Source organism: Paraburkholderia sp. SECH2 (genome assembly GCF_030464795.1).
GTDB classification, from domain to species: Bacteria; Pseudomonadota; Gammaproteobacteria; order Burkholderiales; family Burkholderiaceae; genus Paraburkholderia; species Paraburkholderia aspalathi.
The window spans coordinates 1-19,706 of record NZ_JALPRH010000017.1 but is presented as its reverse complement, the minus strand read 5'-3'; the positions used below and the strand labels follow the sequence as shown (position 1 = coordinate 19,706).

14 protein-coding genes are annotated in these 19,706 nt (G+C 63.4%); 6 read left to right on the top strand and 8 right to left on the bottom strand.

What is annotated here, in order from left to right; translation table 11 throughout:
- Positions 1–29: 29 nt before the first annotated feature.
- The 4 genes from glgB to M0D66_RS24720 form a co-directional block, all read right to left on the bottom strand.
- The gene (gene glgB, locus M0D66_RS24735) at positions 30–2,240 is read right to left on the bottom strand and encodes a 1,4-alpha-glucan branching protein GlgB (RefSeq protein WP_266211803.1); all 2,211 of its coding nucleotides are present in this window, start codon (positions 2,238–2,240) and stop codon (positions 30–32) included.
- Positions 2,233–5,694 (bottom strand): maltose alpha-D-glucosyltransferase, encoded by a 3,462-nt coding sequence (treS, locus tag M0D66_RS24730; RefSeq protein WP_256457321.1) that lies wholly within the window; start codon positions 5,692–5,694, stop codon positions 2,233–2,235. The genes glgB and treS overlap by 8 nt, the downstream gene beginning before the upstream one ends.
- A complete protein-coding gene (locus M0D66_RS24725) occupies positions 5,691–9,134 on the bottom strand; it encodes a maltotransferase domain-containing protein (RefSeq protein ID WP_266211802.1) in 3,444 nt (1,147 codons plus the stop codon). Before M0D66_RS24725 ends, treS begins: the two co-directional genes overlap by 4 nt.
- A 483-nt stretch (positions 9,135–9,617) precedes the next feature.
- Entirely contained in the window at positions 9,618–10,280 is a 663-nt protein-coding gene (locus tag M0D66_RS24720) for a DUF1345 domain-containing protein (RefSeq protein WP_200650909.1), read from the bottom strand.
- A 368-nt stretch (positions 10,281–10,648) separates the two neighbouring features.
- On the opposite strand from M0D66_RS24720, the gene M0D66_RS24715 reads away from it, so the two are divergent.
- From M0D66_RS24715 to M0D66_RS24700, 4 genes are all read left to right on the top strand, one after another.
- Positions 10,649–11,263 carry a sugar dehydrogenase complex small subunit gene (locus tag M0D66_RS24715; RefSeq protein WP_200650908.1) on the top strand — a complete coding sequence of 205 codons (615 nt, stop codon included), beginning with the start codon at positions 10,649–10,651 and terminating at the stop codon, positions 11,261–11,263.
- A gap of 112 nt (positions 11,264–11,375) precedes the next feature.
- Positions 11,376–12,977 (top strand): GMC family oxidoreductase, encoded by a 1,602-nt coding sequence (locus tag M0D66_RS24710; protein WP_266211801.1) that lies wholly within the window; start codon positions 11,376–11,378, stop codon positions 12,975–12,977.
- A gap of 20 nt (positions 12,978–12,997) precedes the next feature.
- On the top strand, positions 12,998–14,425 hold the full coding sequence (locus M0D66_RS24705; RefSeq protein ID WP_266211800.1) for a cytochrome c: 1,428 nt from the start codon (positions 12,998–13,000) through the stop codon (positions 14,423–14,425).
- Positions 14,426–14,573: 148 nt separating this feature from the next.
- Positions 14,574–15,311 carry a metallophosphoesterase gene (locus M0D66_RS24700; RefSeq protein WP_266211799.1) on the top strand — a complete coding sequence of 246 codons (738 nt, stop codon included), beginning with the start codon at positions 14,574–14,576 and terminating at the stop codon, positions 15,309–15,311.
- Between the two features lie 21 nt (positions 15,312–15,332).
- Here M0D66_RS24700 and M0D66_RS24695 read toward each other — a convergent pair whose 3' ends face one another.
- Positions 15,333–16,034 carry an RES family NAD+ phosphorylase gene (locus M0D66_RS24695; protein WP_093634968.1) on the bottom strand — a complete coding sequence of 234 codons (702 nt, stop codon included), beginning with the start codon at positions 16,032–16,034 and terminating at the stop codon, positions 15,333–15,335.
- Complete coding sequence (locus M0D66_RS24690; protein ID WP_054034811.1) at positions 16,031–16,468, bottom strand: MbcA/ParS/Xre antitoxin family protein; 438 nt, start codon at positions 16,466–16,468, stop codon at positions 16,031–16,033. The genes M0D66_RS24695 and M0D66_RS24690 overlap by 4 nt, the downstream gene beginning before the upstream one ends.
- 112 nt (positions 16,469–16,580) lie before the next feature.
- Between M0D66_RS24690 and M0D66_RS24685 the strand changes: the two genes are divergently transcribed.
- Positions 16,581–17,189, top strand: a complete 609-nt coding sequence (locus tag M0D66_RS24685) for a hypothetical protein (protein WP_266211798.1) — start codon at positions 16,581–16,583, stop codon at positions 17,187–17,189.
- Positions 17,190–17,202: 13 nt separating this feature from the next.
- On the opposite strand, the gene M0D66_RS24680 is transcribed toward M0D66_RS24685, so the two are convergent.
- Together M0D66_RS24680 and M0D66_RS24675 are read right to left on the bottom strand one after the other, a co-directional pair.
- Positions 17,203–18,126 (bottom strand): HTH-type transcriptional regulator ArgP, encoded by a 924-nt coding sequence (locus tag M0D66_RS24680; RefSeq protein WP_211705658.1) that lies wholly within the window; start codon positions 18,124–18,126, stop codon positions 17,203–17,205.
- Between the two features lie 89 nt (positions 18,127–18,215).
- Positions 18,216–19,067, bottom strand: coding sequence for a LysR substrate-binding domain-containing protein (locus M0D66_RS24675; RefSeq protein WP_266211797.1), 852 nt, complete (start codon positions 19,065–19,067; stop codon positions 18,216–18,218).
- Between the two features lie 100 nt (positions 19,068–19,167).
- Between M0D66_RS24675 and M0D66_RS24670 the strand changes: the two genes are divergently transcribed.
- Positions 19,168–19,551: a tautomerase family protein gene (locus M0D66_RS24670; protein ID WP_093634972.1), complete on the top strand. Its 384-nt coding sequence runs from the start codon at positions 19,168–19,170 to the stop codon at positions 19,549–19,551.
- The last annotated feature ends 155 nt before the right edge of the window (positions 19,552–19,706 follow it).

Here is a 19,706-nt window from a genome sequence, read left to right as displayed (position 1 = left end):
GCGCGCCCGTCTTACAACTTTTCCATCAATCAATCTGCGCGCAAAACGATCGTCGCCAAAGGTGGCAGCGTCAGCGCAGCGGAATGCGGCCAACCGTGGCTCGAGACGTTGTCGGTGTGGATCAGCCCGCCATTGCCCATGTTCGAGCCGCCATACACGCCGGCATCCGTATTCAGCACTTCTGTCCAGCGGCCGCCGCGCGGCATCCCCATCCGGTATCCGACTCGCGGCACCGGCGTCATGTTGCAGACCACCACCAGTTCGCGGCCTTCACCATCGGTGCGGCGGTAGGCATACACGCTGTTGCCGTTGTCGTCGCCGACCAGCCATTGGAAACCGCCCGGCTCGCTGTCGAGCCGATGCAGCGCCGGCTCCTCGCTATAAAGATGGTTCAAGTCGCGCACGAGCTTCTGCACGCCATGGTGGTTCGGATCGTCGAGCAGATGCCAGTGTGGCGACGTGTCGTGGTTGAATTCGGCCAGCTGGCCGAATTCGCCGCCCATGAACAGCAGCTTTTTGCCCGGATGCGTCCACATGAAGCCGAAGTACGCGCGCAGGTTGGCGAATTTCTGCCATCTGTCGCCGGGCATCTTGCCGAGCAGCGAGCCTTTGCCGTGCACCACCTCGTCGTGCGAAAGCGGCAGCACGAAGCGCTCGGAATACGCGTACACCATCCCGAAGGTCATCATGTGGTGATGGTATTGGCGGTAGACCGGGTCCTCTTCCATGTAGTGCAGCGTGTCGTGCATCCAGCCCATGTTCCACTTGAACAGGAAGCCGAGGCCGCCATCTTCGAGGCGTGCGGTCACGCCCGGCCACGCGGTCGATTCCTCGGCGATCGTGATCGCACCCGGCACGCCCGGCACATAGCCGACTTCATGATTCAGCCGCTTCAGAAACGCGATCGATTCGAGATTTTCGCGCCCGCCGTAGATGTTCGGCACCCACTCGTCGGCAGCTCGCGAATAGTCGCGATACAGCATCGAGGCGACCGCATCCACACGCAGACCGTCCACGTGATAGCGCTTCAACCATGCGAGGCCCGAAGCTACCAGGAACGCGCTCACCTCGTTGCGGCCGAGGTTGTAGATCATCGTGTTCCAGTCCTGGTGATAGCCTTCGCGCGGATCGGCGTGCTCGTAAAGAGGCGTGCCGTCGAAATCGATCAGGCCATGCGCGTCGTTCGGAAAGTGCGCCGGTACCCAATCGAGAAGCACGCCGAGGCCGGCCGCGTGCGCCTTGTCGACGAACAGGGCGAACTGCTCGGGCTTGCCGAAGCGTGCCGACGGCGCAAACTGTCCGAGCGGCTGATAGCCCCACGAACCGCCGAACGGATGCTCGGCAATCGGCATGAATTCCACGTGCGTGAAGCCCATGCTTTTCACGTACGGAATCAGCCGCTCAGCGAGTTCTTCCCACGTGAGGCCGCGCTGGCCCTCTTCGGCGACGCGCAGCCACGATTCGGCGTGTACTTCGTAGATCGAGATCGGCGCGCGCGGAGTCTGTTTGGCGGCGCGCGACTGAATCCAGTCGTGGTCGGTCCATTCAAACTGCTCGATCTCGTCGACATGCGCGACCACCGACGCAGTGCCCGGCGGCAATTCCGTCTGCATCGCACACGGGTCGGCCTTGAGCGGCAACGGATGGCCGTCACGAGCGAGCAATTCGTACTTGTAGCGCGTGCCCGGACCGACGCGCGGCACAAACAATTCCCACACGCCTGCCTGATGACGCAGCCGCATCGGATGACGGCGACCGTCCCACGAGTTGAAGTCGCCGACCACCGAGACGCGCCGCGCATTTGGCGCCCAGACGGCGAAGCGCACGCCCGGCACGCCGTCCACTTCCATCGGGCGCGAGCCGAGGCATTCGAGCACGGCGTACGGATCGCCGCCGGCGAGACGGCCCAACGGCTCGTCGCCGAGAACGGGGCCGAACGAATACGTGTCCTCGATTTCCTGGACGGTGCCATGCCAGTCGATGCGCAGGCGATAGGGCGTGGCAGACGTGATGCGGCCGGCAAACAGCCCCGGCCTGAGTTGCTCGAGTTCGCCGAGCGTTGCGCCGTTGGCGCGTGAAATCACGGTGACGTGTTTTGCGTTCGGCAACAGCGCGCGCACCACCGGACCCGCGTCCGTTTGATGCATGCCGAGCTGCGAAAAAGGATCGGGGTGACGCGCTTCAACGAGCGCGTCGATATCGAGTGGTTGGAGGCCTGCGGCCGGATCATGCTCACTCATAGTCGCCCTCGGCCGGATTAGGCGATGCGGCGGCGTCTGGCGCCTGGGTTGATGGATCGTGCGGATTGCCGGTGTCACCGAGCAGGCGGCTGGTGAGCGAGGCGAGGCCGCGTACCGGCAAACTGAGCCACGTTGGACGGTTAGCCGCTTCGTAACGGATTTCGTAAGCGGCTTTCTCAATCAGGAACAGATCGAGCAACGCCTGTTCGGCTTCGGGCGCCACCAGCGGCGTCGGCGAATCCGCGATGGCGGCGCGGTATTCCTTCAGGAACGTTTCGGTAGCATGCGCGCGGAAACGGTCGAAGAGCGCGCGCTTGCGATCGGCGGTTTGCTGTGGCGCGCTTTCCATCGTGGACTGCGCCGCGGCACTTGCATACGACAGCGAGCGCAACAAGCCGGCCACGTCGCGTAACGGACTCGACTTCTGACGTCGTTCCTCGAGCGTACGCGCAGGTTCGCCTTCGAAGTCGATCAGATACGCGTCGCCCTGCGCGACCAGCACCTGACCCAGATGGAAGTCACCGTGAATGCGGGTACGCAGCGCGCCCGCATCGCCTGACACCAGCTTGCTGACCGCGGCGACCAACGCGGCGCGGCGATCGATCAGGCTTTGCGCCAATGCCTGGGTGTCCGGATCGCTCATCTGCTCGATGCGCGGTGCGAGCAGATCGAGCGCGCTGGCGAGCATGGCTTGCGTGCCGGCGACCCATGCCTTCACCTGTTCTGCGCTGGCGAGTTCCGGTGCGAATGCCGGGTCGTCGGACGGTGACGCAAGCGCCATGTGCAGTTCACCGAGCCGCTTGCCGATGGTGCCGGCCAACGCGCTATAGCCTTCCATGAGGATTGTTTCGTTGTCGCGGTCCGGCGATTGCCCGTCCGTATCGACGGCGATCGCGAGTTCGTCCACCGAGCGGCGCAGGTAGTCCAGCGACCAGTTCCAGGCGTCGCCCTGATTGTCGATATAGCCTTGCAAGATAGCCAGTGTATGCGGCACGCCTTCGGGATCGACGCGCACCACTTCACCATACAGCGGCGCGGTGTTCGCGTAGCCGAGCTGGGTCAAATAGCGGCTGATTTCCGCTTCCGGATGAACGCCGCTCACCAGACGCCGCACCAATTTCAACACTGCGGCATCGGCGATGATCAGCGAGCTGTTGCTTTGCTCGGCCGCCAGCCAGCGGATCTCGGGCCGTTCGCCGAGATCGTCGAGTTCGGAGAAACGCTCGGTGGGAAGGAACTTGATCTCGCTCTTCTGTACGGTTGGCACGACCGCGCGTTCGCGCAGCTTACGCATCACGCCATGAGCGAAGATGGGCAGCGCGAACGCGTCCGTCAGGTGACCGACGTTGCGGCCGCGGCGTACGCGCGCGAGTGCCAGTTGCATGAACAGCGGCGTGGTGGTTTCGCCGCCCCACGTGATTGCGATCGGCACGACGTAGCGTTCGGTATGGTCGCCCACGTCCGCTTCGATTTCGGTGAAGGCGAAGCCGCCGTTCGGGATCGTGGTCAGCGCAGCCAGGCGCACCGCGTGCATCTTCTGATCCTTCGAGGCAAACCAGCGGCGCCGGCTCAGCCAGGACGGCAGCACTTCGGACTCGAGCAGCCGGACGTTTTCCGGCGTCGGTCCGACCTGACCCTCGCGGATCACGATCGTGACGAATTCGGGCAGCGGTTCGGAATGCGCTTGCGCCCATGTCGGACGCTGGCCACCGGAGCAAAGCATGAACCACAGGAAACCGTACGGCGGGAAGGTCAGCAGATAAGTAAGCTGACCGATTGCCGGGAACACGGAATCGGCAGTCATTTCGATCGGCACCGAGCCGTTGAATTCGGACAGATCGAGTTCAACCGCCTGCGGTGCGCGCGACAGGTTGGCTACGCATAATATTGGCGGCTCGCCTGGCAATTCGCGCAGATACGCAAGGATCTTGCGGTTTTCCGGCTTCAGGAAACGGATCGTGCCGCGTCCGAAAGTTTGTTTCGCACGGCGCGTGGCGAGCATGCGCCGAGTCCAGTTCAACAGCGAATGCGGATCGCGGCTTTGCGCTTCGACGTTGACGGCGTCGAAGCCGTACAACGAACCCATCACCGGCGGCAGCACGAGTTGTTCAGGATCGGCGCGCGAGAACCCACCGTTGCGATCCGACGACCATTGCATCGGCGTGCGCACGCCGTCGCGGTCGCCGAGGTGGATGTTGTCGCCCATGCCGAGCTCGTCGCCGTAATAGATCACGGGCGTGCCGGGCATCGACAGCAGCAGCGAATTGATCAGCTCAATGCGGCGGCGGTCGCGCTCCATCAGCGGTGCGAGTCGGCGGCGAATGCCGAGATTCAGGCGCGCCCGGCGATCGCTCGCGTAGGTATTCCACAGGTAATCGCGCTCGGAATCTGTGACCATTTCGAGCGTCAGTTCATCGTGATTGCGCAGGAAAATCGCCCACTGGTTCGTTTCCGCGAGGTCCGGCGTTTGCCGCATGATGTCGGTGATCGGGAAGCGGTCTTCGCTTGCAATCGACATATAGATGCGCGGCATCAGCGGGAAGTGGAACGCCATGTGGCATTCGTCTTCGTCGCCGAAATATTCCTTCACGTCTTCCGGCCACTGGTTCGCTTCGGCGAGCAGCATCCGGTTTGGATACTCGGCGTCGATCGTCGCGCGGATCTTCTTCAGCACCGCGTGCGTTTCCGGCAGGTTCTCGTTGTTGGTGCCTTCGCGTTCGACCAGGTACGGCACTGCGTCGAGCCGCAGCCCGTCGATGCCCATATCGAGCCAGAAGCGCATCACCTGCAGCACTTCTTTCAGCACGGCCGGATTGTCGAAGTTCAGATCGGGCTGGTGCGAGTAGAAACGGTGCCAATAGTAAGCGCCCGCGACCGGATCATGCGTCCAGTTCGACGGTTCAGAATCGATGAAGATGATCCGCGTTTCCGTGTACTTCTGATCGGTCTCGGACCATACGTAGTAGTTGCGATGATTCGACCCCGGCTTCGCGCGACGGGCGCGCTGAAACCACGGGTGTTGATCAGACGTATGGTTGATCACCAGTTCCGTAATCACGCGGATGCCGCGCGCGTGCGCTTCCTGAATGAAGCGTTTCACGTCCGATAGTTGGCCGTAGTCCGGATGCACATTGCGGTAATCGGCGATGTCGTAGCCGTCGTCGCGCCGCGGCGACGGATAGAACGGCAGCAGCCAGATCGCATTCACGCCGAGTTCGGCGATGTAGTCGAGCTTCGCGATCAGGCCCGGAAAGTCGCCGACGCCATCGTTGTTCGCGTCGAAGAACGACTTGATGTGCACCTGATAAATGATCGCGTCCTTGTACCAGAGCGGATCGTCGCTCAAGGCCGCGGGCTTGCCGCGTCGATGCGAGCGCGCTTTGGCGGCGCTGCCGGTGGCAGCGCTCGTATGGGTCTGCGACGTGCTGCTCTGGGCTGGATCTTCACGCTTCATGTCGCACCTTCCGTAGGGGTTGGGTTGCCAGCGTCGTCTGCGTGATAGTCGCTGTCGGCATCATCGGGGCGTTCAGCGGGCAGGCCGCCGAGCGGCGCGATGCGCCAGATCGAAAACGGTTGGCCTGAACCGAGGCGGACGTGCTGCCAGCGGCCGTGCCATTCGAACCGCGCACCGGTCATCTGATCGGTCACTTCCAGTGCGCCATGGTCGTGCAGATTCCAGTGGTTGAAAGTGTCCCACGACAATTCGATATCCGCGCCCTGTTCGTTGAACGGATCGAGATTGATCGCGACCAGGATCACGTTGTCGCGTGCTTCGGTCGCTTTTTCAAAGAACAGGATGTTGTCGTTGTGCGCGGTGAGGAACGTAAGGCCGAGATGCGTTTGCAGCGCCGGGTTCGCGCGGCGAATCCGGTTCAACGCAGTGATCTCGCCGACGATGTTGCCGGGCCGGTTCCAGTCCCACGCGCGCAGTTGATACTTCTCGGAGTCGAGATATTCCTCGCTGTTCGGCAGCGCGGCGGCCTCGCACAATTCGAAACCGCTATACACGCCCCACAAACCGGCGAGCGTGGAGGCCAAAGCCGCTCGAATCAGAAAGCCCGAACGCCCCGACGACTGCAAATGCCGCGGGTTGATGTCCGGCGTATTGACGAAGAAATTCGGCCGGTAGAAATCACGCGCGCCGGTTTGCGTGAGTTCGCTCATGTACTCGATAAAGTCGCGCTTCGACTCGCGCCACGTGAAATACGTGTACGACTGCGAGAAGCCGATCTTGCCGAGGCGGTTCATCATGCGTGGCCGCGTGAAGGCTTCGGCGAGGAAGATCGTGTCGGGATAGCGCGAGCGCACGTCGTCGATCACCCATTCCCAGAACGGCAGCGGCTTGGTATGCGGATTGTCCACACGGAAAATGTGCACACCCGCCTGGATCCAGAACAGGAAGACGTCGCGAAGCGCGAGCCACAAATCGGGCTTGGCGTCGTGCGCATAGAAGTCGGGATTGACGATGTCCTGGTACTTCTTCGGCGGATTTTCGGCGTAACGAAGCGTGCCGTCGGGGCGCCAGGCGAACCACGTCGGATGCTCCTTCAACCATGGGTGATCCGGCGAGCACTGGATCGCAAAGTCGAGCGCGATTTCGAGGCCGTGCGCGTGCGCGGCGGCCAGCATTTGCTTGAAGTCGTCGAGCGTGCCGAGTTCGGGATGCACGGCGGTGTGGCCGCCTTCGGCCCCGCCGATCGCGTACGGGCTGCCGACATCGCCCGGTTGAGCGGTCAGCGTATTGTTGCGGCCCTTGCGATTGGCGACGCCGATCGGGTGGATCGGCGGGAAGTACAGCACGTCGAAACCCATGTCGCGGATGCGCGGCAGTTTCGTGACGACGTCAGCGAAGGTGCCGTGACGCGATTCGTCGTCGCTCATCGAACGCGGGAAGATCTCGTACCAGCTTGCAAAGCCTGCCGCCGTGCGTTCGGCGTCGATCTTGTAGACGATCGGATCGCGGCTCAGGAACGGGCGGTGGCGCGCGGCGGTCATCGCCTTCGCGGTGGTCGGCGCGAGCAGCAGCGCGAGCTTCGTTTCGGCGTCCCCCTTCGTGAAGAGCTTGACGATGTGTTCGAGCGGCTCAGTCACCGCGCCTTCCACGGTTTCCACTTCGGCGAGCACCAGGGCGAACAGATGCGTGGCTTCGTCGAGTTCGAGCTCGACCGTTTGGCCTGCTTTTAGCTTCTTCTGAATATGCTCGACCAGCGAGGCAAAGTCGTCGCGCCATGCGATCACAGTGAACTCGTGACGGCCCATGCGTTCCAGCGGAATGCGCGCTTTCCAGATATCGAGGCCGGCAGGCTGTGCAGGGCTCATCGGTACTTCGTGCCAGGCGGTTTCGTCGGCGGCGCGCCACACGACGGCGGCAGCGATCTTGTCGTGCCCTTCCGCGAAGATCGCGGCGGTGATTTCCGCGCGCTCGCCCACCGTGCGCTTGGCGGGGAAGCGTCCGTTATCGACCGAGGGTGTGACGCTCTCGATCGCCACGCGCGGCGCGCTGATCGCTTCGAGCACGGTCTTGCGGCCGCTGCGCTTGCTGTTCGCCTTGTCGATCGGCGGCGCGAGACGGATCGGTTGATCGGCGGCCGCGCGGAACAGGCGCACTGCGCCGGGTGCGAGCGTGAACGGCGTCAATGCGGAGGACGCGGCATTTCCGGGCGCGTCAAGCGGGACGAAGCGCGTGAAGTTGCCCGGTACACCCGTGAGGAAGCGGGCTGGATCGACGCGCACCGGCGCACCGAGTTCGGGATTGATGGCGATCAGGATCGCTTCACCGGCGTCGCGCAGATCGGGCGCGTCGGCGCGCAGCAAGACGGCCGCGGGTGCGCCGGGCCCACTTAGCGGACGCAATTCGCCGTTGGCGTGCAGCGTTTTCGTATTGCGCACCACGTCGTTCACATGGCTGATCTGTTCCGAGAGATCGAATCGCTTCGACCGACAGGCCAGCGCAAACTGCGCGGCGTCGCCGCGTGTCTGCGACATGGGCTCGGTGATGCCGTACTCGAAGCCCATCGGCATCATCCAGCCGGTGCCGGTCGAGGCCGACGCGAACAGCGCGCGCCGGTAGGCCCGCTCGACGATGGCGGAGTCGTGCGCATCGTTGAGATCGGCGGCGAGGCGGGTGCCGTAAGGCGCTTCGGGAAACGCGATGGGGGCGGCGATGCGGGCGAGCGCGGCATGCTCTTCCACCATCCAGCTGGCGCGGAAGTCCCACCAGCGCACCGACGAGAACACGCTGTCGAAGCCCGCGCCTGCGAGGCCGAGCAGATCGCCACGCGCGAGACCCGGCGTGGCGGCGAGGAAACGCACTTCAGGATGCTTCGCGCGAACCGCGTCGCCGAGCTGCCGCCAAACCGCAGCCGGCACGCGATGCGGTGAGTCGAAGCGGAAGCCGCCGACACCTGCGTCGGCCAGCGCCAGCAGTTTCTGCGTCCACCAGTCGACTAGCGCAGCGCTGCTGGCGGCGTCGTTGAAGTTGGCATACGCGACATTGTCCTCGTGATGCACATGGCGCGGATCGAGCCGCGCCTCTTCAGACTCGAATGGGTAGAACCAGCCGGCATGTTCGGCGTACAGCGCGCCATCGGCGGCCATCCGGTCGATCACCAGATCGACCAACAAGGCCAGACCGTTCTGACGGGCGGCTTGCGCGAGCGTACGGATCGCCTCTGCGGCGGGCTGCTGAGTCTCAAACACTGGATGCAGTCGGCCGTGGTTGCCGACCACCTGTGCGTGACCCGCGCGGCCCGGTTCGAAAAGGCCGCCGATCAGCGCGTGATCGAAGCCCAGTCCGGCTGCGTGAGCGAACTGCGTGGGCCATGCATCGAGCGGCCCAACGAGAAGTGAATGGAAAAAGTAAATCCGCGGCGCGTACCCGTTTGGGGATTCCATCGGTCGTTTCCAGATTCGTCCTGCTGCGGTGTGGATGCAATTGACATGCGATCACAGCGCTCATTGGGCTTCCAGAGCCGGATACCGCGCGATGCGTGAAGCGAGGGCGCGTACTGGTCAATGTAGTGCAAAGATCGTCACGCCGCTGGCCAGTAAGGGGTGCTTTGACGCCAGGCGTCGATAGCACGAGGCCGGCCAGAACTATTCGCAAGACGCAGCAAACGTTGTGCCAGTGCGTTCTGGATTGAAGCGGAAGGGCGGGGAAGCGCGCGCCCTAGGGGACGCGCGACGGTCGGCCAGACGCGGTGGGAGAGCGGCGGCGGGTGGCTCGTGTGTAAAACGGACGGGCGTCGCCCGGGTTTTACACGGGGTGGCATGAGGCGGGCGCTGGGGCTGCCGGTGCCGCCGGGGCCGCAAAAGGCGAAGTGGCAGCCGGCGGGGTAAGCGTCCTGAGGGATAGGACTTTTAAGGAGGCAAGGCCGGTCAGGAGCCGAGTAAGCCCGCTGCGATGTTCACGCACAAGCCGAGCACGGCGACGTTGAAGTAGAACGCCAGGATCGACTGCGCGAGCGCGGCGCGGCGAATCGACCGCGAGCGCAGCACCACGTCCGAGGTTTGCGAGGCCACCGCGATGGTGAACGAGAAGTACAGGAAATCCCAGTAGTTCGGCTGGAGCTTGCGGTCGGGAAACAGCAAGGGGGTCTCCGGTGCATCCGGGTCGTAGTACAGCCGCGCATAGTGCGACGTGAAAATGGTCGGGATCATGAACCAGGCGCCGAACATCGTGAGGCCGGTCAGCAGGTAATGCCATGCAGTCGAACTGCCGGCCGTGCCTTTCGCCGAGGCCAGTTCGAGCACGATCGCGGCAATGCTGGCGACCGTCGCGACGCAGATCACGACCAGCACTACGCCCGCGTTTTCATCGTCGCGCTGCGCGTATTCGCGGACACGGCCTTCGTCGGCGGCGGCCATGTGTACCCACATGAGCAGGAGGTAGATCCACACCGCGGCATCCCAGCCGGCCAGAACACGCACCATGGGGCGTGTGTGTTCCGGAATCACCAGCGCGGCCACGAGGCCGACGGCGAGGCCGATCAGCATGCGGGGTCGATTGCGAAGCACCTGCGGATAATATTTAAGGAGCATGAGATCAAGGGTGAAGGGCCGTTAGTGCCGCGGATTCTACTCGCGCTTCGGGCACCATTTGTCGAATGAGGGAATCACAGGCTATAGTCTTTCGCAACAGCCTTGCGCGCCGCTTTCAGTTGAAAGGCGATTGGCAGGCGGCGGGTTTTTTCGCCGTGCGTGCCGCGCAGTCAGGCTGTTTTCACAAGGCTGTCATCGGTACAACGTAATGCGGCTCGCATCGTCATCATGCAGCCACACAAGACCGCTTAAGCGGCGCCAGACCAGGTTTGGGGTAGAGAAATCGACACAGCGCGCCAACGGCATCACGTCACGGCGGCGTTGTCTGTTGAGAACAACTCACGATCAACTCACCATCTGGAGCCCCCATGACAGATGTTCCTGAGAATAAAGATGCGCGCCATGGCGTGACGCATCTGGCCAGGTTTCCGTCGTCAACATCCTCTTCACTGCATGCATCGTTTTCGGCCTCGCGCAGAGCCTGGGTGCTAGGCGCATGCGCGACGGCCGCGGCGCTCGCGTTTGCCGGGGCAGGCCGCTCGCTCTCATGGATCGCACCGGCGTTCGCTGACACCGCACCCGCCGGCGGCGGACTCGATGCCTTCCTCGCGCTCTCGCAGCGTCTCACCGGTCACACGGGCTTCGACGCCGTGCTCGGCAAACGCGTCTACGACGCTCTCGTTAAATCAGACGGCCAGTTCTCCCAGAACGTCGCCGCGCTCAACACGTGGCTGCAAGGCCATGGCGGCGTGCCGTCCGATACCGTCACGCAGGCCTTGCAGGTCGACCAGCCGGCGCTCGCGAAATCCGTGAGCGCGATCATGCGCGCGTGGTATCTCGGTCTCGTGGGCGACATGCCGCATGTGGACGTGGTCGCTTATGAAAAAGCGCTGATGTTCGAGCCGGTCAAGGACGTGCTGACGATCCCATCCTATTGCCGCGACGTGCCGTTCTACTGGACGCAGAAGCCGGTGAGCGCCTGAACGATGTTCCTCTCACGCGTGCTGTGTCGTCACATGGCCTGATTGAGCCGTTCGACGAAATGCCGCACGCGAGGTCAGCAAGCAAAGATAAGCCAGAAGGGAAAGGGCAACAATGGCAAACTCAAATTCCGCCGACATCGTCGTAGTCGGTTCGGGCGTGGCAGGTGGGCTGGTCGCGCATCAAATGGCGCTGGCCGGCGCGTCGGTGATTCTGCTCGAAGCCGGGCCGCGTATTCCGCGCTGGCAGATCGTCGAAAACTTCCGCAATTCGCCGGCCAAGTCCGACTTCGCGACGCCCTATCCCTCCACGCCTTACGCGCCGCATCCCGAGTACGCGCCCGCCAACAATTATCTGATCCAGAAAGGCGACTATCCGTATAACTCGCAGTATGTGCGGCTGGTCGGCGGCACGACGTGGCACTGGGCGGCCGCTGCGTGGCGGCTGTTGCCGTCGGACTTCCAGTTGCACAAGCTGTATGGCGTGGGACGTGATTGGCCTTATCCGTATGAAACACTGGAGCCGTGGTATGGCGCGGCTGAAGTGCAATTGGGCGTTTCCGGTCCGGACAGCACGATCGATCTCGGTTCGCCGCGCTCCAGGCCCTATCCGATGAGTGCGTTGCCGCTCTCGTACATGGATCAGCGCTTTAGCGACGTGCTCAATGCACGGGGATTCAAGGTGGTGCCCGAGCCGGTTGCGCGTAACAGCCGTCCATACGATGCGCGGCCTACCTGCTGCGGCAACAACAACTGCATGCCGATCTGCCCGATCGCCGCGATGTACAACGGTGTAGTGCACGCGGAGAAGGCCGAGCAGGCCGGCGCGAAGCTGATTGCCGAGGCGGTTGTGTACCGCGTCGAAGCAGACAACAAAGGGCTCGTCACGGCCGTCCACTACAAGGACGCGAACGGCAACAGCACACGCGTGACCGGCAAGCTGTTCGTGCTCGCCGCCAACGGCATCGAAACACCCAAGCTGATGCTGATGTCGACCTCCGACAAATTCCCGCACGGCGTTGGCAATAGCTCCGACCAGGTGGGCCGCAACCTGATGGATCATCCGGGTACGGGCGTCACCTTCCTTGCCAACGAACCCCTATGGCCCGGACGCGGGCCGATGGAGATGACCTCGATCGTCAATTTCCGCGACGGCGCGTTCCGCTCCGATTACGCGGCGAAAAAACTGCATCTGTCGAATGGCGTGCCGACCATGAGCGTGACCGCCGATCTGCTGAAGAAAGGCCTCACCGGCGCCGAGCTCGACCGCCAGATTCGCGACCGCGCCGCGCGCACGCTGAACATCAACAGTTTTCACGAGCATCTGGCGGAGCCCCAGAACCGCGTGGTGCCTTCGGCGGATCACAAGGATGCGCTCGGCATTCCGCAGCCCGAGATCTACTACTCGATCAACGATTACGTGAAGAAGAGCGCGGCGAACACGCATGAACTGTATGCGCAGATCGCCTCGCTGTTCGGCGGCGCCGAAGTCTCATTCGACGATACGTTCGCGCCGAACAATCACATCATGGGTACCACCATCATGGGCAGCGATCCGGGCGATTCGGTTGTCGACGCCGATTGCCGCACACACGATCACTCGAATCTGTTCATCGCCAGCAGCGGCGTAATGCCGACTGCCGCCTCCGTGAATTGCACGCTGACGATCGCCGCTTTGTCGCTGAAACTGGCAGACAAGCTCAAGCGTGAAATCTGAGCCCTGAACGGAGAGCCACAATGACGAAGAACACCTCTCGCGTGCAGCCGGCCGATGCGCTTGTTCAGCGTGCGCGTCGTCGGCACTTCCGGGTGGCGACGCTGGCGGCCGTCTTTTCGCTGTTTGCGCTGTATGTCGCCTGGCACGAAGCGCATGGGCCGATCGCACGACACAACGACGAGCTGCCGATCACGCAGGCCCACGCGGACGACGCCGCGCAACCGGACAATGCGGCGGCCACACCGACGGCGGCGACCAGCAGCGATCTCGTGAAACGCGGTGAATACCTTGCGCGCGCCGGCGATTGCGTTGCCTGCCACACGGCTGACAAAGCACGCCCGTTCGCGGGCGGCCTGCCGATCAATACACCGTTCGGCACGATCGTGACGCCGAACATCACGCCCGACCCGGATACCGGCATCGGCCAATGGAGCGACGCCGATTTTCTGCGGGCGATGCATGAAGGCGTCGGCAAGGGCGGCGAACGGCTCTATCCGGCCTTCCCGTACGCGGAGTACACCAAGGTCACCGATCAGGATGCGCTGGCGATTCGCGCGTATCTGAACACGCTCGCGCCGATCCACTACGCGCCGCCGGGCAACAGCCTGAAATTCCCGTTCAACCAGCGCTGGCTGATGGTGTTCTGGAATCTGTTCAATTTCGACGAAGGCCGCTTCGTGCCCGATCCTAAGCAAAGCGCCGAATGGAATCGTGGTGCGTATCTGGTACAGGGTCTTGCGCATTGCGAGGAATGCCACACGCCACGCAATTTCACGCAGGGTTTGAAGACGAGTTCGCGCCTCTCCGGCGCGGTGCAGGCCGGCTGGCATGCGTACAACATCACGTCGGACAAGACCAGCGGCGTGGGCAACTGGAGCGATGACGAACTGGCGGCGTATCTGTCGACCGGCGCAGCGCCGGGTCGCGCCAATGCCGCAGGCCCCATGGCCGAGGTGGTGACCGACAGTACGCAGTATCTGACACACGAGGACATCCGCTCGATCGTCACCTATCTGCGCTCGGTGCCGCCAATCAACGGCGGCGAATCGCGTCCGCGCGACCAGTGGGGCAATCCCGCCGTCGACGACGTTACCGCGTTGCGCGGCGCCAAGATCAATGCTGTAAATGGCGCGCAACTGTTCATCGCCAATTGCGCGACGTGCCATAACTGGACCGGTCAGGGTGTCGGCGCCAGCGCGCCGGGCGCGTATCCGTCGCTGATTCACAACTCGGCAGTCGGCGCGAGCGATGCCAATAATCTGGCTATGGTGATTCTGCACGGCGTCAGTCGTACGACGAAACAGGCTGACGTATTGATGCCCGCGTTCGGCACCGAGCTTACCGACGACCAGGTGGCGGCTATCACCAATTACGTGACCAAACAGTTCGGCAATCCGCAGTCCACGGTGACGGTGGATCAGGTCGCCAAACTGCGCACCCAGCAATAATGAGTGCGCGAACGGCGCGTTTCCCGGTAAGTCCTGCCGGAGACGCACCGTTCTTGCGTTGTTTCTACGTCATTCGAGCGATGCGGGACGTCAGGATAAGATAGGGAACGCGCATACGCACTTGCGGATGCCGCACTATCATGAGCGAATGGATTCCGTACTCGTCAACACCGTTCAGCATCATCCGGCCAATCGGAGCGGCCGCGACTTTGTCGTGGGCGATTTGCATGGCTGTGTCGATGCGCTGCGCTATCTGCTGCGCGACATCGCGTTCGATCCGGCGCGTGACCGGCTATTTTCGGTCGGCGATCTGGTAGACCGCGGTCAACATTCCGAGGAGGCTTTGGCCCTGCTCGACAAGCCGTGGTTTCACGCGGTGCTCGGCAATCATGAAGACACCTTGTGCGGCGTCGCCGATGGGCGCTTGCGGCGCCAGTGGTGGTACGGAATCGGCGGGATATGGGCGGCAAGTTTGTCCGACGAACGTTTGCAGCACTACGCCGAACGTCTGCGGACGCTGCCGCTCGTACGCGTGGTCGGCAGCGGTAAGGAGCGCTTCAATATTTTGCATGCCGAATTCTTCGGCACGGACGCCGAACTCGACGCCGGGAATTTTTCCGCCGAAACGCGCCAGCAATTGCTGTGGGGGCGGGATCTGGCCTTGGGCAATGGCGATCCGCTGCGCCAGCATGGGCTTTCGCTGACCTATTGCGGTCATACGCCGATGCGCGACATCCAGCAGATCGGCTCGCAGATTTTCATCGACACCGGCGCATTTGGGCCCGGCGGCAAGCTGACCATCGTGGAGCCGCAGGCGTTACGGCGCTGGTCGATCTCGGTTGAGGCGGCGCAGGAGAGTGGGGCGGCAGCGTTGGCCCTGCCCTGATTGTTTCGAGTCTCCTGGCTCCTAGCCCACCTGATTGAGCTCGAACACCATATCGATGCTCGTGCCATTCCAGTTGTATTCCAGATACGCCGCATGATGGCAGTCGCGTAGCAGCGTGGTTCTGAACGCGGCGAGGCACTCGCCTTCGTCGTCCCGCACCGATGGATACACGATGCCTGGCGCACCACCCTCGCGCACGGCACGGCCGAGCGATTGTCCGGCGACATAGTCGTCGGGCGACAGCACCGCGAGATCGAGCGATGCATCTCCGCGGATGTCGACCACGTTGCCTTGCGCCACGACGGTGTAGAGCCGCATCTGCTGCCGCATGGGGGGCTCGGCGGTCGCCTCCAGAAATTTCCCCGTGTGGTAGCGCGTCTCCGCGATCGCAGTGGCACGCGAACGGGCGCAATAGAACACGCCGTACGTGCCGTCCGAGAAGCGGCTGCCGAGCGGATTCAGGTGTGTCAGCGCGGCCATGATCGGCCCGTAGCCCGGACCGAAACGGCGCTCCTCGCGTGGCACGAGATCGAGTTCGCCGACTTCGGTGCGCAGGCGGTCGTTGGTCATCGCTTCGAGCGCGTAGAGGGCGTCGAAATCTTCGGGCGATGCGACCCGGTCGAACAGATTGACGGCCGGAAAGCGCGTTGGAATCACGCGATACGCGGGCGACCAGTCGAGCGGCGCGCTGCGCCAGCGGTGCTGCCAATGCGGTTCTGTCACGCCCAGCCGCCTCGCATCGCGTCGAGATACTGGCGCACGGCCACGAGATCGCTGATGTTACCGGCTAGCATGCGGTCCAGCGCGCGGCGGCCGCCGAACGGCGGCGCGCTGTTGGGGCGCTTGATCCAGGTGTCGGCGGCGCTGGGCTGCGGCAGCAGGATTTGCAGCGCCTTATAGATGCCGAGCAGCAGCGACAGGCGTTCCAGCGTGTCGCGCCCCAGACGCGCTGTTCCCGGCGCGGATTTCCATTTGAAGTAGGTGGAACGGCCCGGCGAGCCGAGCAACACGATCTGCTCCTCGGCGCTCAAATCCCAGTCTCGCGCGATGTTGAAGAACGCGCGCAGGCCCGCCGCCGACATTTCCGTGAGCGTGGGTTCCGAAACCGGCCGGCGGATGGGCGGTTCGGGCTGGGTGACGCGGGCGGCGTGAGCCATGATGGGGTGAGTCCTTATCTGTACTTGTTGTTGATATTAGTCTAAAAATGGATTTTTGCAAGAGAATATAATCCCGGCTCGTTATGAAGTCGAAGATCAGGAGAAGCAGGAGATGTGGGTTCGAGCAGTAGCAACGGCAGTTGCAGTGTGGTGTGTGTCGGGTGCGGCAATGGCCGCGGGTTATGCGGAAGTGTGGAATCCGCCCGAATCGGCCGGGCATACGGCGAAGCACGCGAAGAAAACGACGGGTGCGGCCAAGGCCAAGTCTACCGCCAGCGCGAAGGCGGGTTCCAAGCAGGCGGCGAACGGTCAACATGGGGAGCAACGGGTCGCGTCGGCGTCGAAGAGTGGTGCCAAGCCGGCAGCGCATGGCAGTGTGAAGAAGGTTGCGGCCGGGAATGTTGGCCACAGTGGCGTGGTAAAGGGCGCGGGCAAGCCCAAGTCAAAGGCAGCGGTGGTGGCGCAGGGTAAGAAGCCGCACGCAAAACTTGCTCAAGCGAAGCCGGCTCAAGGCCGGATCATGCACGCCGACCTGGTTCAAGGCCATGCAGCGCATGCCAAGGTGGTCAATGTGGCGGCGAAAACCAGTGCGGCCAAACCGGCCGTGGTCCACACGAACGCGCCTGCCAAGGCTGCAAACGTAGCGGCGAGTCCCGCGGCTGCCGCGCCCGCTAATCCGGCGACTGCCAGCAGCGGGTCGTTGCCGCCGATCCTCCACTAACCCTCTGTTCTGTTCAGGCGGCGCGTTTGCGTTTGGCCTTGGCGCCCGGCGGGCCCAGGGCTGTGCGGCCGAGTTCGACGATGCGCGCCGAGAGCTTTTCGAGGCGTGGCGACTGGACCTTCCAGGCGTGCCAATACAACTCGACGTCGGTGGGCTGCTTCGGCGCAAGGTCGACCAGTTCGCCGCGCTCGACGGCATCGCCGAATTCCAGTTCGGGCACCATGCCATAAGCGAGCCCACGCTGGATTGCCATGTAGCGCGGCACCGGCGCAGGCACGTAGTGGCATGGATAAGCTTCCGGCGGCAGGCCGAAGCGCGTCTCGAGAAAGCGCGCCTGCAACGCGTCTTTGCGTGAGGACAGGATGACCGGCGCGCGCCGCGCGCTTTCACGCGTCAAGCCATTTGGAAACCATCGTTCGACGAACGCCGCCGACGCCACCAGCCGGTAGCGCATCGCGCCGAGCCGTTCCGCGAAGCAGCCGCGCATCGGCGCCGGTTCGGTGGTGATGCAGCCGATTGCGAGGCCTGAGGCGAGCAGCGCGTGAGTGTGATCCTGGTCGTCGACGGTCAGATCGAGCAGCACGTTTTCCTGCAGCAGGATCTCGGAGAGCGCGGGGAAAAACCACGTGGACAGCGTGTCCGCATTCACGGCGGCTGCGACGTTCAGCAGCGCTTCGTTGGCGCCCGCGAGATCGCTGGCGAAGTCGTCTTCGAGCAGGGCGGCACGCCGTATATATTGCAATAGACGCTGGCCCATCTGCGTCGCGCGACAGGGTCGCGTGCGCACGATCAGCGGATTACCCAGGCGCGTTTCGAGCGCCCGCACACGCTGTGATACTGCGGACGATGTGACGTTCAGGCGCACGGCGGCCTGTTCGAAGCTGCCGGTTTCGATGACCGCGCGAACGGCGGCGGTTTGTCGGGGGTCGAGGTCCACTGATCTACTTTTAAATGAAATGGTTAGTTTTCCAGCTTAAGCGAAAGCCGGCGAACTTTATTCATGGTTCAGGGCGAGAAGTCGTTTTGTCATTGTGTTGCCAACCCATTCGTCATCAACCGCAACGTCTCCATCGACCGCGCATCCCTCACGCGCGAATGCAGCGTCGCGCGTGATTCCGGCAGCGGTGGCAAGCCCAGCCGTGCGCCGACATCGACCAATCCACGCGGCGCCACTCTGCGCGCCAGCGGCGATACCGCCAGACCAGCCGCGACCGCGGCGCCGACGGCAGCCACTCCGCCACCGACGAACACTTCCTGCCACGCAAGCCCCGCCTCATTCAGCGTGTGCAGCGCGACGTCGCGCACATTGCACGGCGGACTCAACAGCGCCAGCCCCAACGGCTCGCCGACGCGCGGCAGCCATTCCGGCGTAGCGAGCCAGCCAAGCGGCTCGCTGAACAGCACCTGTGCGTCCTCACGCGGCGGCTCATCGGCGCCGTAACGAACGATCACCGCGTCGAGACGCCGTTCATCGAATTGCGCGAGCAGCGCCGCGGACATGCCCAGATGCAATTCGACCACCAGACCCGGATCGTGCGCGTTGAGCCGCGCGAGCAACTGGGGCAAGTTCGTTCCCGCGACGTGCTCGCTCATCCCCAGCGTGAGCCGCCGACGCTCCACGGACAACGAACCCAGCGCCCGCTCATGTGCGCCCAGCAGATCGCGGGCCGCGCCAAGGAAGGCGTTGCCATCCGCGGAAAGGCGCACGACACGGGGCGTGCGTTCCAATAACTGCTTGCCGAGATGCGCCTCCAGCCGTTTCAGCTTCAGGCTGACGGCCGATTGCGTGGTATTGAGCGCGTCCGCCGCCCGCGTGAAGCTGTGCAGATCGGCGACCAGCACGAAGGCGCGCACCGCATCGAGATCGAGGACTTTCATTTCAGTTGAATATGGATGAAATAGCCAAAGATGGCTGTTCATTATGACTGAGCGCGCCTAAGCTGTGTTTACCCAATCACTGCAACCAAGGAGTTTCATCATGCCGCTCACACGAATCGCATTGCGCGCTGGCAAGCCGGTGGAGTATCGGAAGGCGCTGACGGAAAGCATCCAGCGTTCGCTGGTGGAGACGTGCAATGTGCCGAAAGACGACATCTTCATGCTGATCACCGAGCACGATGCCGGCAATTTTGTGTACGACAAGCAGTATCTGAACATCGAACGCAGCGACGATCTCGTGGTGATTCAGATCACGTTCAACAATACGCGCACGCTCGAACAAAAGAAGGCGCTGTACAAGCGCATGGCGGATGAACTGGCGGAGTCGCCGGGACTGCGACGAGAGGATGTGTTCATCAATCTCGTCGAGGTGCTGAAGGAGAACTGGTCGTTCGGTAATGGGATCGCGCAGTACGCGCTTTGAATGCCCGCTGGGCAAGCGCTCAATGCGAGACGTGGGGGGGGGGGGGGGGGGGGGGGGGGGGCGCGCGCCCCGCGCCGGGGGCGGGGGCGCGAGACGAGAACCCAAAACAACCAACAAACCCCCCCCCCCGCCCCGCCGCGGCGAGCCCCGGGGGG